13 protein-coding genes are annotated in these 13,154 nt (G+C 73.1%); 7 read left to right on the top strand and 6 right to left on the bottom strand.

What is annotated here, in order from left to right; genetic code table 11:
• Positions 1–73: 73 nt before the first annotated feature.
• The 6 genes from ITJ40_RS08530 to zapE all read right to left on the bottom strand — a co-directional run bounded on the left by ITJ40_RS08530 (position 74) and on the right by zapE (position 5,243).
• Positions 74–934: a putative protein N(5)-glutamine methyltransferase gene (locus ITJ40_RS08530; protein WP_194666982.1), complete on the bottom strand. Its 861-nt coding sequence runs from the start codon at positions 932–934 to the stop codon at positions 74–76.
• The gene (locus ITJ40_RS17045; protein WP_228511883.1) at positions 931–1,128 is read right to left on the bottom strand and encodes a hypothetical protein; all 198 of its coding nucleotides are present in this window, start codon (positions 1,126–1,128) and stop codon (positions 931–933) included. The genes ITJ40_RS08530 and ITJ40_RS17045 overlap by 4 nt, the downstream gene beginning before the upstream one ends.
• A gap of 6 nt (positions 1,129–1,134) precedes the next feature.
• The gene (locus tag ITJ40_RS17040; protein ID WP_228511881.1) at positions 1,135–1,362 is read right to left on the bottom strand and encodes a hypothetical protein; all 228 of its coding nucleotides are present in this window, start codon (positions 1,360–1,362) and stop codon (positions 1,135–1,137) included.
• A 195-nt stretch (positions 1,363–1,557) separates the two neighbouring features.
• Positions 1,558–2,397: an aldo/keto reductase gene (locus ITJ40_RS08520; protein WP_194666617.1), complete on the bottom strand. Its 840-nt coding sequence runs from the start codon at positions 2,395–2,397 to the stop codon at positions 1,558–1,560.
• A 243-nt stretch (positions 2,398–2,640) separates the two neighbouring features.
• The gene (locus ITJ40_RS08515; RefSeq protein WP_194666616.1) at positions 2,641–3,927 is read right to left on the bottom strand and encodes an ammonium transporter; all 1,287 of its coding nucleotides are present in this window, start codon (positions 3,925–3,927) and stop codon (positions 2,641–2,643) included.
• 251 nt (positions 3,928–4,178) lie between these two features.
• Positions 4,179–5,243 carry a cell division protein ZapE gene (gene zapE, locus ITJ40_RS08510; RefSeq protein WP_194666615.1) on the bottom strand — a complete coding sequence of 355 codons (1,065 nt, stop codon included), beginning with the start codon at positions 5,241–5,243 and terminating at the stop codon, positions 4,179–4,181.
• 167 nt (positions 5,244–5,410) lie between these two features.
• On the opposite strand from zapE, the gene ITJ40_RS08505 reads away from it, so the two are divergent.
• From ITJ40_RS08505 to ITJ40_RS08475, 7 genes are all read left to right on the top strand, one after another.
• Positions 5,411–6,322, top strand: a complete 912-nt coding sequence (locus tag ITJ40_RS08505; RefSeq protein ID WP_194666614.1) for a sulfurtransferase — start codon at positions 5,411–5,413, stop codon at positions 6,320–6,322.
• Positions 6,319–6,759, top strand: coding sequence for a SufE family protein (locus ITJ40_RS08500; protein ID WP_194666613.1), 441 nt, complete (start codon positions 6,319–6,321; stop codon positions 6,757–6,759). Before ITJ40_RS08505 ends, ITJ40_RS08500 begins: the two co-directional genes overlap by 4 nt.
• Complete coding sequence (locus ITJ40_RS08495) at positions 6,756–7,502, top strand: dihydrofolate reductase family protein (protein ID WP_194666612.1); 747 nt, start codon at positions 6,756–6,758, stop codon at positions 7,500–7,502. The genes ITJ40_RS08500 and ITJ40_RS08495 overlap by 4 nt, the downstream gene beginning before the upstream one ends.
• Before the next feature lie 93 nt (positions 7,503–7,595).
• Positions 7,596–8,192 (top strand): DUF3000 domain-containing protein, encoded by a 597-nt coding sequence (locus tag ITJ40_RS08490; RefSeq protein ID WP_194666611.1) that lies wholly within the window; start codon positions 7,596–7,598, stop codon positions 8,190–8,192.
• Positions 8,189–9,688: an HRDC domain-containing protein gene (locus ITJ40_RS08485; protein WP_194666610.1), complete on the top strand. Its 1,500-nt coding sequence runs from the start codon at positions 8,189–8,191 to the stop codon at positions 9,686–9,688. Before ITJ40_RS08490 ends, ITJ40_RS08485 begins: the two co-directional genes overlap by 4 nt.
• A 71-nt stretch (positions 9,689–9,759) precedes the next feature.
• Entirely contained in the window at positions 9,760–10,968 is a 1,209-nt protein-coding gene (locus tag ITJ40_RS08480) for a thiolase family protein (protein WP_194666609.1), read from the top strand.
• Positions 10,965–13,094, top strand: coding sequence for a 3-hydroxyacyl-CoA dehydrogenase NAD-binding domain-containing protein (locus ITJ40_RS08475; RefSeq protein ID WP_194666608.1), 2,130 nt, complete (start codon positions 10,965–10,967; stop codon positions 13,092–13,094). Before ITJ40_RS08480 ends, ITJ40_RS08475 begins: the two co-directional genes overlap by 4 nt.
• Positions 13,095–13,154: the final 60 nt, after the last annotated feature.

The following is a 13,154-nucleotide window of genomic DNA, read 5'->3' as shown; positions in this document are numbered from 1 at the left end:
GTGGACAGGAGGCTACGAGATCCGCGGCAGCGCGCGGATCCCGTCCCCGCCTCGCCGTGGCGCGCGACGACGGTCAGCGCGGGCGGCTGCCCGTGACGACCCGGGTGCCGTCGTCCTCGTCGGCGCTCGCGTCGCTCGGTGCGAGCTGCGCGTCCAGGCCGGCAGCCGCGACGGCGTCGAGAGCGGCGTCGAGCTGCGCATCCGCGACCTCGACGAGGAGCAGCCCGCCGGGCGCGAGCCACGACACGCTCCCGCGCGCCACCCGCCGGAGCACGTCGAGCCCGTCGGAGCCGCCGTCGCGCGTGGCCTCCGGCTCGTGCAGGCGCGCTTCGGGCGGCATGAGGTCGAGCGCGGCGTGCGGCACGTAGGGGACGTTGGCCACGAGGACGCGGATCCGCCCCTGGAGGCCGTCGGGCAGGGCGTCGAGCAGGTCGCCACGGTGCACGTCGGCGCCGCGCGGCACGAGGTTCTCCGCTGCGCAGGCGACCGCGACCGGGTCCACGTCTGCCGCGTGCACGACCGCGCCCGGCACGTCGTCCGCGACCACGGCCGCGATGGCGCCCGATCCGCAGCACAGGTCGACGACGACCGATCCGTCGGCCGCCCGCGCCGCGGCGACGGCGGCCCGGGCCAGGCGCTCGGTGCGCCGGCGCGGCACGAAGACGCCGGGACGCACGATGATCCGGCGCCCGGCGAACGCCGCCCAGCCGAGGACGGTCTCGAGGGGCTCCCCCGCCACGCGGGCCGCGGTCATCCGCGCGAGCGCGGTCGCGCGGGCAGCTCCCCCGTCGCCCGGGTCGGCATCAGGATGCCGGTCCTCCGACTCGGCGACGAGCAGGGCGGCCTCCTCCTCCGCGAACACGCACCCGGCCGCCCGCAGCCGGGAGACCAGGTCGTCGCCGCGCCCGCCGTCGGTCGCGGCGTGGCCGCTCAGATGCGCTCCGTGGTGCCGAGGTGCTCCAGCAGCGCGGCGGCCCGCAGGAGGTCGTCGCCGCGCACGGGCGGCCTCGCCTGGAGCGCCGCGCGCTCGACCCACTCGGCGCGGGCGGCGCGGACGTCCATCAGGAGCGCCCGACCGCCGTCGGAGAGGTGCAGGTACGACCCCACCGGGTCCTCGGACTCGAGCACGAACCCCTACTGGATGAGCGACGCGAGGCTCGGCACGGTGGCGGCGCGGGCCGTCCGCGTGTCGAGGGCGAGGGACGCCCGGTCCATCCGCTCGGCGCCGGAGAGCCGTCGGAGGATGAGGATCTGCACACCCGTGAGGCCGTCCCAGCTGGCGTCGACGGACGCGTCGATGCGCTCGGACACGGCGCTGATCGCGTCGGCGAGGCGAGCGTGCGGGACGGCGTGATCGGTCACGATGCTCCTGACGGTGGTCCGCGCCCCACCCGGTCCGAGGCTCTTGCCCCCGGCCTGAGGGAGCGTCGTGTCGCTCACGCTAGCCCCTCGGGACTCCACGCACGAGCGTCGCGTCGGACGGGGGCGCCGACACGACGACGCCCGCCAGGCGGAGGGCCGGACGGGCGTCGTGCGGCCGGCGTGCCGGCGGTCCGATCAGGACGGGAACTGCGTGAAGTCCGCCGTCGCCGGGTCGGCGCCGAGGCGCGTGCCGGTCTCGAGGGTGTCGATCTGGGCGAGCTCCTCGACCGAGAGCTCGACCTCGATGGCCCGGAAGTTGGCGACGATGCGCTCGGGCGTGACCGACTTGGGGATCACGATGCGGCCCTGTGCGAGGTGCCAGGCGAGCACGATCTGCGCGGGGGTGGCGTCGTGCTCCTTCGCGAGGCGCGTGACGATCTCGGACTCGAGGTCGGCGCCCTGGCCGAGCGGGCTGTACGCCTCGACCTCGATGCCGCGCTCGACCGAGAAGGTCGAGAGGTCGTGCTGCTGGAACGTCGGGTGCACCTCGATCTGGTTGACCGCGGGCACGACGTCGGACTCGGCGGCCAGCTTCTCCAGGTGCTCCGGGAGGAAGTTGGACACGCCGATGGCACGGATGAGGCCCTCGGCGTGCAGCGCCTCGAACGTCTTCCACGTCTCGACGTAGAGCCCGTGCTTCGGGTAGGGCCAGTGGATGAGGTACAGGTCCACCGCGTCGACGCCGAGCTTGCGGCGGCTGTCCTCGAACGCGCTGCGGGCGCTGTCCGCGCCCTGGTCGCCGTTGCGGAGCTTGGTGGTGATGAAGAGCTCCTCGCGCGGGATGCCCGTCGCCGCGATGGCGGCGCCCACGCCCTCCTCGTTGTAGTAGCCGGCGGCGGTGTCGATGTGGCGGTAACCCGCCTCGAATGCGCGCTCCACGGCCTGCTGCGTCTCGGCCGGCGGGGTCTGGAAGACGCCGAAGCCCAGCTGCGGGATGGTGACGCCGTTGTTCAGGGTGATGAGGGGGGATGCCATGTGCTCTCGTCTTCTTCGTCTCGATGGTCACGTCGGGGCGGGAGGCATGGTCGTCCGCGCCTCACCGCCTCCGACCACCGTACGCCCGGGCCGCGCCCCACCCACCGGCTCGGGCGCCCGCTCCGCGCAGGGCGAACAGGTCGTGTCGCCGGATGCCCGGGCTGCGGAGCGGCGGCGGCACGACGGACGGGCGCCGCCCTCTCGCGAGGTGCGGCGCCCGTCATGGTCGATCTGCGGAGCGGGTCAGCGGCCGGAGGTCTCCAGCACGTAGCCCTCCTCGCCGTGGACGATGGTGTCGATCCCGGCGATCTCGTCCTCGTTCTTCACCCGGAAGCCCATGGTCTTCTGGATGATCGTGCCGATGACGTACGAGAGCACGAACGAGTAGATCAGCACCGCGAAGGCGGCCAGCGCCTGCTTGCCGAGCTGGTCGAGGGAGCCCGAGTAGATGAGGCCGACCTTGGTCGCGAAGATGCCGATGTACAGCGTGCCGATGAGGCCGCCGATGAGGTGGATGCCCACCACGTCGAGCGAGTCGTCGAAGCCGAGCTTGAACTTCAGCTCGATCGCGACGGCGCAGACGGCGCCCGCGACCAGGCCGAGGACGATCGCCCAGGTCGGCGAGAGCGCGGCGCACGCCGGGGTGATGGCGACGAGGCCCGCGACCGCGCCGGACGCGGCGCCCACCGAGGTCGGCTTGCCGTCGCGGATCTTCTCGACCACGAGCCAGCCGAGGATCGCGGCGGCGGGGGCGGCGATGGTGTTGAGGAACGCGATGGCCGCGATGCCGTCGGCCGCGAGCTCGGAGCCGGCGTTGAAGCCGAACCATCCGAACCAGAGGAGGCCGGCGCCGAGGAGCACGAACGGCGGGTTGTGCGGCACGTGCATGCCCTTGGCGAAGCCGACGCGCTTGCCGAGGACCAGCGAGAGGGCGAGCGCCGCGGCACCCGCGTTGATGTGGACCGCCGTGCCGCCTGCGAAGTCGATGGCGCCGACGTTGTAGGCGATCCACCCGCCGTCGACGGTGGATCCGTCGGCGACCGTGAAGTTGAAGACCCAGCTGGCGACCGGGAAGTAGACGACCGTGGCCCACACGCCCGCGAAGACCATCCACGCGCCGAACTTGGCGCGGTCCGCGATGGCACCGGAGATGAGGGCCACCGTGATGATCGCGAACGTGGCCTGGAAGGCGGCGAAGGCGAGGGTCGGGTACGACGACGTCTGGTCGCCGAGGGCCGCGGTGTAGGCGTCGCCGAGGCCGAGCTGGCCGAGGTCGATGCCGAGGACGCCGTCGATGCCGACGAAGCGCGGGTTGCCCGCTGCGCCGTCTGGCCCGTTGCCGAACGCGATGGCGTAGCCGTACAGGACCCAGAGGAGCCCGATGAGGCCCATGGCCCCGAAGCTCATCATCATCATGCTGATGACGCTCTTGGCCTTGACGAGCCCGCCGTAGAAGAACGCCAGACCCGGCGTCATCAGGAGGACCAGCGCCGCGGCGATCAGGAGGAAGGCGGTGTTGCCTTGATCCATGGTGTTTCACCTCTCGTAGATCGTGCAGGGGGTCGCACCGGACGGTGGCGAGCGGCCGCCCGTGTGGTCGGGAGCGTCGGCGCGAGCCGGGTGCCGGGTACGCGTCCAGTGTCGGGGGGCGAGGTTTCGCGGGCTCGCCGGACGTGTTTCCGGCGCGTTACACGACCGACGCGCACGTGAACATCGTGTTTCCGGGTGCGGCGGGGATGCCCGCGACGGCCCCCGATCCAGGGACGACGGAGCGCGGTGGGCTAGAGGTCGCGTCCGGCCGCGGTGAGCGAGATGAGCCGCGAGATCGCGCGCAGGTACTTCTTGCGGTAGCCGCCCGCGAGCATCTCGGCCGAGAACGCCTCGTCGAAGGGCGTGCCGGTCGCGAGCAGCGGGATCTGCGCGTCGTAGACCCGGTCGACGAAGGCGACGAACCGGAGCGCGTCGGTCTGGCCCTGCAGCTGGGTGACGTCGCGGAGGGCGATGGCGTCCACGCCCTCGATGACCTTCACGTACTTGGAGGGGTGCAGCCGCGAGAGGTGCGCGACGAGCTCCGGGAACCCGTCGACGGTCACGGCGCGGCCGCCGGCCTGGGCGGCAGCCGCGCGCGCGTCGAGGTCCTCGGCCTCCACCGTGACGGCGTGGCCCTCGAACGCCCGGCGCCGGTAGTCGAGCCCGTCGATGCGGATCGTGTCGAACCGGTCGCTCATGGCCTGGATCTCGCGCAGGAAGTCGGCCGCGGCGAAGCGTCCCTCCCCCAGCGCGTTCGGCGGCGTGTTGCTCGTCGCGGCGATGCGGGTGCCGTCGGCCACCAGGTCGGACAGCAGGCGCGTCATCATCATGGTGTCGCCCGGGTCGTCCAGCTCGAACTCGTCGATGGCCACGAGCGTCGCGCCGCGGAGGATCCCGACGGCGCCCTGGTAGCCGAGGGCCCCGACGAGCGCCGTGTACTCGATGAACGTGCCGAAGTACTTCGGTCCCGGCATGGCGTGCCAGAGCGACGCGAGGAGGTGCGTCTTGCCGACGCCGAACCCGCCGTCGAGGTAGACGCCGGGCTTGAGGGCGGGCGCCTTCCTCCGCGAGAAGAGTCCGCCGCGGGATCCGGCGCGGTCGCCGGAGAACGCCCGCAGCACCTCGACGGCCTGCGCCTGCGTGTCGTACTCGGGGTCGGGCCGGTAGGTGTCGAACCTGGCCTCGTCGAACTGGCGCGGGGGCACGAGGTGCGCGGCGATCTCGGCTCCCGTGATGCTCGGCGAGCGGCCGACGAGGGCGCCGGGCCCGGTCCCCTGCGCGTCGTGGCTGCGGGATCCGATGTCGGCGTTCGTCACAGGTGGGTCTCCGGCTGTCATGTGGCGGTCTCGGGAAGTCCCGCGCAGGGCGAACCGTTACCGTGGATGGTGGTCGACGCGGCGCGCGATGCGCCCGCGGGACACCCACCAGACTAATCCGCGTCCCACCAGCGCGGCCCCACCGGCCGCGAGATCAGGAGAGCCCCATGGCCGTCGAGCCGGACACCACCCCCAGGTTCGCCGAGTACGCCCACCCGGAGCGGCTCGTGAGCGGCGACTGGCTCCAGGAGCGCCTCGCCGACGGCGCGCTGACGCCGGGTCTCGTGGTCGTCGAGTCCGACGAGGACGTGCTGCTCTACGAGACCGGCCACATCCCCGGCGCCGTGAAGCTCGACTGGCACACCGACCTCAACGACCCCGTGCAGCGCGACTACGTCGACGGCGAGCGGTTCGCGCAGCTCATGTCGGAGCGCGGCATCGCGCGCGACAGCACGGTCGTCATCTACGGCGACAAGAGCAACTGGTGGGCCGCGTACGCCCTCTGGGTCTTCACGCTGTTCGGCCACGAGGACGTGCGCCTGCTGGACGGGGGCCGCGACAAGTGGATCGCCGAGGGGCGCCCCACCACGACCGACCGCCCCGAGGTCGCCCCGGTCGAGTACCCCGTCGTCGAGCGTCGCGACGAGGAGATCCGCGCGTTCAAGGACGACGTGCTCGCGCACCTCGGCAACCCCCTCATCGACGTCCGCAGCCCCGAGGAGTACACGGGCCAGCGCACCACCGCGCCCGCCTACCCCGAGGAGGGCGCGCTCCGCGCCGGCCACATCCCCACGTCGCAGAACGTGCCGTGGGCCAAGGCCGCGGCCGAGGACGGGTCGTTCAAGACGCGCGCGGAGCTCGACGCGGTGTACCGCGACGGCGCGGGTCTCGCCGACGGCGACGACGTGGTGGTCCTCTGCCGCATCGGGGAGCGCTCGAGCCACACGTGGTTCGTGCTGACGCACCTGCTCGGCTTCGAGGGGGTCCGCAACTACGACGGCTCGTGGACCGAGTGGGGCTCCGCCGTCCGCGTCCCCATCGTCCAGGGCGCCGAGCCCGGGGAGCTGCCCGCCCGATGACCGCATCCCCCGAGCTGCCTGCGGCGCTCGCCGAGATCCGCGACGACTTCCTCGCCCTCGAGCAGCGCGACCGTCTGCTGCTCCTCCTCGACTTCAGCAACGAGCTGCCCGAGCTGCCCGCGCGGTACGCCGAGCACCCCGACCTGCTCGAGCGCGTCGAGGAGTGCCAGTCGCCGGTGTTCATGTTCGTGGAGGTCGTCGACGGCGACGTGCACGTGCACGCCCAGGCGCCGGCCGAGGCGCCGACGAGCCGCGGGTTCGCGTCGATCCTCGCCCAGGGGCTCGACGGGCTCCCGGCCGACGAGGTGCTCGCGGTGCCCGACGACTACCCGTCGACCATCGGACTCGACGCGGCCGTGTCGCCGCTGCGCATGCGCGGCATGACCGCGATGCTGGGGCGGGTCAAGCGCCAGGTGCGCGAGCGGCTCGCCGGGTGAGGATCACCCGCGTCCTGCCCGTCCCGGGGCCGGGCGACGCGGCGCACGCGCGCGGGCTGGACGAGGACGGCACCAGGGAGTGGCTCGAGGACCTCTACCGCCCGGGATCCGCCGACCACGTGCGCCTCAACTTCGTGGCGTCCGTCGACGGCAGTGTCGTCGGCGCGGACGGCACATCCGACAGCCTCTCGAGCGTGGTCGACCGGCGGATCCTCGGGGTCATCCGCGAGCTCGCCGACGTCGTCCTCGTGGGCGCGGGCACGGTGCGCGCCGAGCGCTACGTCCTCCCCCGCCGGACCCCCCTGGCCGTCGCGACCTCCTCGGGCGACCTGGAGGGGCACCGGTTCGACCCCGATGCCGGAGCCGGCCGCCTCCTCGTTCTCTGCCCGCCCGAGGCGCGTGACCGCGCCGTCGCGACGCTGGGCGGCGTGCCCGCCGAGATCGTGTCGGTGCCGCTGGGCGCCGCGGCCGACGGCCGGATGGGGGGCGACGACGTCGTCGACGCGCTCCGCGGACGCGGCATGACCCACGTGGTGTGCGAGGGCGGGCCCGCGCTCGCCGCGTCCCTCCTCGCGGCGGGTCGCGTCGACGAGCTCTGCCTGACCACGTCGCCCGAGCTCGTGACGCCGCTGACGCCGCTCGTGCCATCGGGATCCGGCGTCCACGCGGCGATGCGGATCGACCAGCTGCTCGTCGACGACGACCATCGCACCTACGCGCGCTGGAGGGTGACGCGGGGCTGATCCCCTGGTCGCGCTGCCATCGGCGGTCGTGCCGCGTGTCCCCGTCGCGGCGTGGCTCCCGGGCCGGGGCGCGCCGGAACGTAGTCTGCCCACGTGGTAGACACCCGTGACAGTGCCGAGGATCCGCCCGAGTTCCGCGCGGCGCTGGACGCGCTACGGCGCGCGACCACGCGATCCGAGCTGGTGCTGACGGAGATCCCCTCGCCCTCGAGCAACCTGGCGCCCTACGCCGTGGCGCTCGCCGCCGACGTCTCGCCCTCGGGCCACGCCGTCGACTCGGAGCTCGGCACCGGCCGGTTCATCCTGCTGCACGACCCGGAGGAGCCGGAGGCATGGGGCGGCGCCTTCCGCGTCGTCTGCTTCGCGCAGGCGCCGCTGGAGACCGACATGGGGACGGATCCGTTCCTCGCCGACGTCGCGTGGTCCTGGCTCGTCGACGGCCTCGCCTCGCGCGGCGCCCGGTACTCCTCGCCGTCGGGGACCGCCACGCGGATCATCTCGACCGGCTACGGCGAGCTCGCCCGCCAGGGCAGCGGAGCCAAGATCGAGCTGCGCGCCTCGTGGACACCCGCGGACGCCGACGTGACAGCCCATGTGGAAGGCTGGGGGGAACTACTGTGCATGCTCGCAGGGCTCCCTCCCGCGGGCGAAGGAGTGACACTGCTATCAGCGCGACGCACCCGGACGTGAACGCCCCGTCCGACACCCCCGACCCCGACGCGACCGGCGGCGACGCCGCTGCGACCTCGACCCCGACCGGTCTGAGCCGACCGGCCATGGGCACGTCCCTGTTCTCCGACGTCCCCGGATCCACCGCGACCGACGCTGTCGTCGCCCGCACCCGGACGCGGACGCGCCGTGCGGAGCCGGCACGGGCCGCCGACCCCGCTCCCGCATCCTCGCCATCGGAGCCCGCTGACCCCGCGGACGCCGTCCCGCGCGTCGCCGCCGACGCGCCCGCCCGCCCGCCCCTCCGCGAGGCCGCGGCCACGGGCGACCTCACCGTGATCGACACGCGCGAGGAGTACCTGCGCGCCGTCGCGGCGATCGCCGCGGGCACGGGGCCCATCGCCGTCGACGCCGAGCGCGCCTCGGGCTTCCGCTACAGCCAGCGCGCCTACCTCATCCAGGTGTTCCGCCGCGGTGCCGGCACGTTCCTCTTCGACCCGCCCGCGGTCGGCGACTTCTCGGAGCTCGACGAGGTCATCCGCGACGTCGAGTGGGTCCTGCACGCCGCCAGTCAGGACCTCGCGTGCCTCCGCGAGGTCGGGCTCGACCCGCAGCGGATCTTCGACACCGAGCTCGCCTCCCGCCTGCTCGGCCTGCCGCGCGTCGGGCTCGGCACGGTCGTGGAGGAGCTGCTCGGGATCCACCTGGCCAAGGAGCACTCCGCGGCCGACTGGTCGACCCGCCCGCTCCCCCGCGCCTGGCTCGTCTACGCCGCGCTCGACGTGGAGCTGCTCGTCGACGTGCGCGACGAGATCGCCCGGCGGCTCGAGGAGCAGGGCAAGACGAGCATCGCCGAGCAGGAGTTCGCCGCGACGATCGCCAAGGAGGCGAAGCCCGCCCGGGTCGAGCCGTGGCGCCGGCTCAGCGGCCTGCACGGGGTGCGCGGTGGGCGCAACCTCGCGGTCGCGAAGGAGCTGTGGGAGGCGCGCGACGCGTACGCGCGCGAGGTCGACACGAGCCCCGGACGCCTCGTGCCCGACGGATCCCTCGTCGCGGTGGCGCGCGTCCTGCCGCAGACCAAGCGGGACCTGGCCGCCGTGCGCGAGTTCTCCGGCCGAGCGAGCCGCAGCGAGATCGACCGCTGGTGGGCCGCCGTCGAACGGGGCCTCGCCGCGACCGAGTTCCCGCAGCTCCGCGGCACGGGTGAGACCATGCCGCCGCCCAAGGCCTGGGCCGACAAGGACCCCGCCGCCGATCGCCGCCTCAAGCGCGCCCGCGTGGCCGTGCAGGAGGTCGCGACCGGGATGGGCGTGCCGCAGGAGAACCTGCTCACCCCCGAGGTGCTGCGTCGCGTCGCCTGGACGCCGCCCGCCGACCTCGCGCCGGATGCGGTCGCGGAGGCCCTGGCGTCATGGGGCGCCCGGCCCTGGCAGATCGAGGCGACGGCCGCGCCGGTGGCGGCGGCCTTTGTGGATGCTGGCCAAGCCGACGACGCGACCGACGACGGGGCCTCGTAGGAACAGTCAACGGATTCGGCGCCCGTCCGGCTTCTTCCTAGGGTGGGGGAAATCGATGCGAGGAGGCGTCAGTGGTCGAGAGAGCCGAAGTCCATTTCGTGGACGGGGTCCGCACCCCGTTCGGACGAGCGGGTGAGAAGGGCATGTACTGGCGGACCCGCGCCGACGACCTGGTGGTCAAGGCCATGATCGGGTTGCTCGAGCGGAATCCGCAGGTGCCGAAGGACCGCATCGACGAGGTCGCCATCGCGGCCACGACGCAGACGGGCGACCAGGGCCTCACGCTCGGTCGCACGGCGGCGCTGCTGGCCGGGCTCCCCCGGTCCGTGCCGGGCTTCGCCATCGACCGGATGTGCGCGGGCGCCATGACGAGCGTCACCGCCACCGCGGGCGGGATCGCGTTCGGCGCCTACGACCTCGCGATCGCGGGCGGCGTCGAGCACATGGGTCGCCACCCGATGGGCTTCGACGCGGACCCGAACCCCCGCTTCCTGGCCGAGCGCCTCGTGAGCCAGGACGCCCTGAACATGGGCAACACGGCCGAGCGCATCCACGACCGGTTCCCGGCGCTCACCCGCGAGCGCGCCGACCGCTACTCGCTGGCGAGCCAGCAGAAGACCGCCCTCGCGTACGCGAACGGCGACATCCAACCGGACCTCGTGCCCGTCGCGACCCGGTCCGACCAGGGCTGGGGCCTCGCGACGCGCGACGAGGCCATGCGCCCGGAGACCACGCTGGAGGGCCTCGCCGGGCTCCGCACCCCGTTCCGCCCGCACGGCCGCGTCACGGCCGGCAACTCCTCGGGCCTCAACGACGGCGCCACGGCCGCCCTCCTCGCGAGCGGCGACGCCGTGAAGGAGCTCGGCCTCGCGCCGAAGATGACCCTGGTGTCGTTCGCGTTCGCGGGCATCGAGCCGGAGATCATGGGCATCGGACCCGTGCCGAGCACCGAGAAGGCGCTCCGGAAGGCCGGGCTCACGATCGACGACATCGGGCTCTTCGAGCTCAACGAGGCGTTCGCGATCCAGGTGCTCAGCCTCCTCGACCACTTCGGGATCGACGACGACGACCCGCGCGTCAACGAGTACGGCGGCGCCATCGCCGTCGGCCACCCGCTCGCGTCCAGCGGCGTCCGGCTGATGAACCAGCTCGCGCGCCAGTTCGAGCAGCACCCCGAGGTCCGCTACGGCCTCACGGCGATGTGCGTCGGCCTCGGCCAGGGCGGCAGCGTCATCTGGGAGAACCCGCACTTCACCGGCAAGAGGAAGAGGAACAAGTGACCGACACCAGCCGCTTCCGGGAGCTCGTCGCGCTCGATCCCGACGAGGTCGTGACGCACTCGTTCGTCCGCGACGTGCCGCTGCCCTCGGGCGGCGTGCTCGCGCTCGTCACGCTCGACAACGGGCGCGACCACACGCGCCCGTCCACGCTCGGGCCGGCCACCCTGCTGGAGCTCGCCGACGCGCTCGACGGCCTGGCGGCCCGGGCGGCCGCCGGGGAGATCCGCGGCGTCGCGATCACCGGCAAGCCGTTCATCCTCGCGGCGGGTGCGGACCTCAGCAAGGTCGGCGAGATCCCCAGCCGCGAGGTCGGCAGGCAGATGGCGCAGCTCGGGCACGACACCCTCGGCCGGCTGCACCGTCTCGGCGTGCCGTCGTTCACGTTCGTCAACGGGCTCGCGCTCGGCGGCGGGCTCGAGATCGGCCTGAACTCCGACTACCGCACGGTGGACGAGTCCGTGCCCGCCGTCGCGCTGCCCGAGGTGTTCCTCGGCATCATCCCCGGTTGGGGCGGCGCGTGGCTGCTGCCGAACCTCATCGGCATCGAGAACGCGCTCAAGGTGATCATCGAGAACCCGCTCAAGAACAACCGCACGCTGAAGGCCGCGGACGTGATGGAGCTCGGCATCGCCGACGCGTCCTTCCCCTCCGCCTCGTTCCTCGAGCAGTCGATCCGTTGGGCCGACGGCGTCATCTCCGGCGCGATCCAGGTGAAGCGCCCGAACGCCCCGGGGCGCCTCGAGCGCACGCTCAAGTGGGACATCGCCATCGGCATCGCCCGCAAATCGCTCGAGCAGCGGATCGGCACGGTCGCCCACTCGCCGTACCGCGCGCTCGACCTGCTGAAGGCCGCACGCGACACGACGCGCGAGGAGGGCTTCGCCGCCGAGGACGAGGCCCTCGCGGACCTGATCTCGGGCGACCAGCTCCGCGCCAGCATCTACGCGTTCGACCTGGTGCAGAAGCGCGCGAAGCGACCGGCGGGAGCACCGGACAAGTCCCTGGCCCGCCCCGTCACCAAGGTCGGCGTCGTCGGCGCCGGGCTCATGGCGTCGCAGTTCGCGCTGCTGTTCGTGCGCCGGCTGCAGGTGCCCGTGGTCATCACGGACCTCGACCAGGCGCGCGTCGACGCAGGGGTCGCGGGCATCCACGGCGAGATCCGGAAGCTCGCCGAGAAGGGGCGCATCTCCCCCGACGAGGCCAACCGGCTCACCGCGCTCGTCACGGGCACGACCGACAAGGCCGACTTCGCCGACGCGGACTGGGTCATCGAGGCCGTGTTCGAGGAGCTGGGCGTCAAGCAGGCCGTGTTCGCCGAGATCGAGCAGCACGTCTCCGAGACCGCCATCCTCGCCACGAACACGTCGAGCCTCTCGGTCGAGCGCATCGCCGAGCGGCTGCGGCACCCGGAGCGCGTGGTGGGCTTCCACTTCTTCAACCCGGTCGCCGTGATGCCGCTCATCGAGGTCGTGCGCACGCCGCAGACCACCGACGAGACGCTGTCGACCGCGATGCGGGTGGCGAAGGATCTCCGGAAGAACGCCGTCATCACGAGGGACACCCCCGGCTTCGTGGTCAACCGGATCCTCGCGAAGGTCCTCGGCGAGGCCATGCACGCGGTGGACACGGGCACGCCCTTCGAGGTCGTCGACCGGTCGCTCGCGCCGTTCGGCCTGCCGATGACGCCGTTCGAGCTGCTCGAGCTGGTGGGCCTCAAGGTCGGCGCGCACGTGCTCGACACGCATCACGCCGCGTTCCCCGACCGGTTCTTCGAGAGCCCGAACCTGCACCGGCTCGCCGAGCTGGGGCGCATCTTCGCGCGTGACGCCAAGGGCCGTCCCACGGGCTTCGACAAGGAGGCCGTGCGGATCGTGAAGGGCGGCACGGAGCCGATGACGGCCGAGCAGATCCGCGAGCGCGTGGAGACGGGGCTCGCCGACGAGGTGCACCGCATGCTCGAGGACGACGTCGTGCACGCGGCGGAGGACATCGACCTGTGCCTCATCCTCGGTGCCGGCTACCCGTTCCAGATGGGCGGGCTCACGCCCTACCTCGACCGCGTCGGGGCGAGCGACCGGGCGTTCGGCGACACGTTCCACCACCCGCCGATCCGCGGCGTGGCGTAGCGCCACCGGCACGCCAGGAGGGCCCGGCCGCATCGGCCGGGCCCTCCTCGCGTGCGACGG

The sequence above is a fragment of the Clavibacter sp. VKM Ac-2872 genome, assembly GCF_015351105.1.
In the GTDB taxonomy this organism is placed as follows: domain Bacteria; phylum Actinomycetota; class Actinomycetes; order Actinomycetales; family Microbacteriaceae; genus Clavibacter.
This window is presented reverse-complemented; position numbering and strand designations above follow the sequence as displayed.

Bases quoted from the DNA above. Each gene is read 5' to 3' on its own strand.
- ITJ40_RS08505 (WP_194666614.1), top strand. From the start codon at position 5,411: ATGGCCGTCGAGCCGGACACCACCCCCAGGTTCGCCGAGTACGCCCAC.
- ITJ40_RS08520 (WP_194666617.1), bottom strand. From the start codon at position 2,397: ATGGCATCCCCCCTCATCACCCTGAACAACGGCGTCACCATCCCGCAG.
- ITJ40_RS08500 (WP_194666613.1), top strand. From the start codon at position 6,319: ATGACCGCATCCCCCGAGCTGCCTGCGGCGCTCGCCGAGATCCGCGAC.
- ITJ40_RS08515 (WP_194666616.1), bottom strand. From the start codon at position 3,927: ATGGATCAAGGCAACACCGCCTTCCTCCTGATCGCCGCGGCGCTGGTC.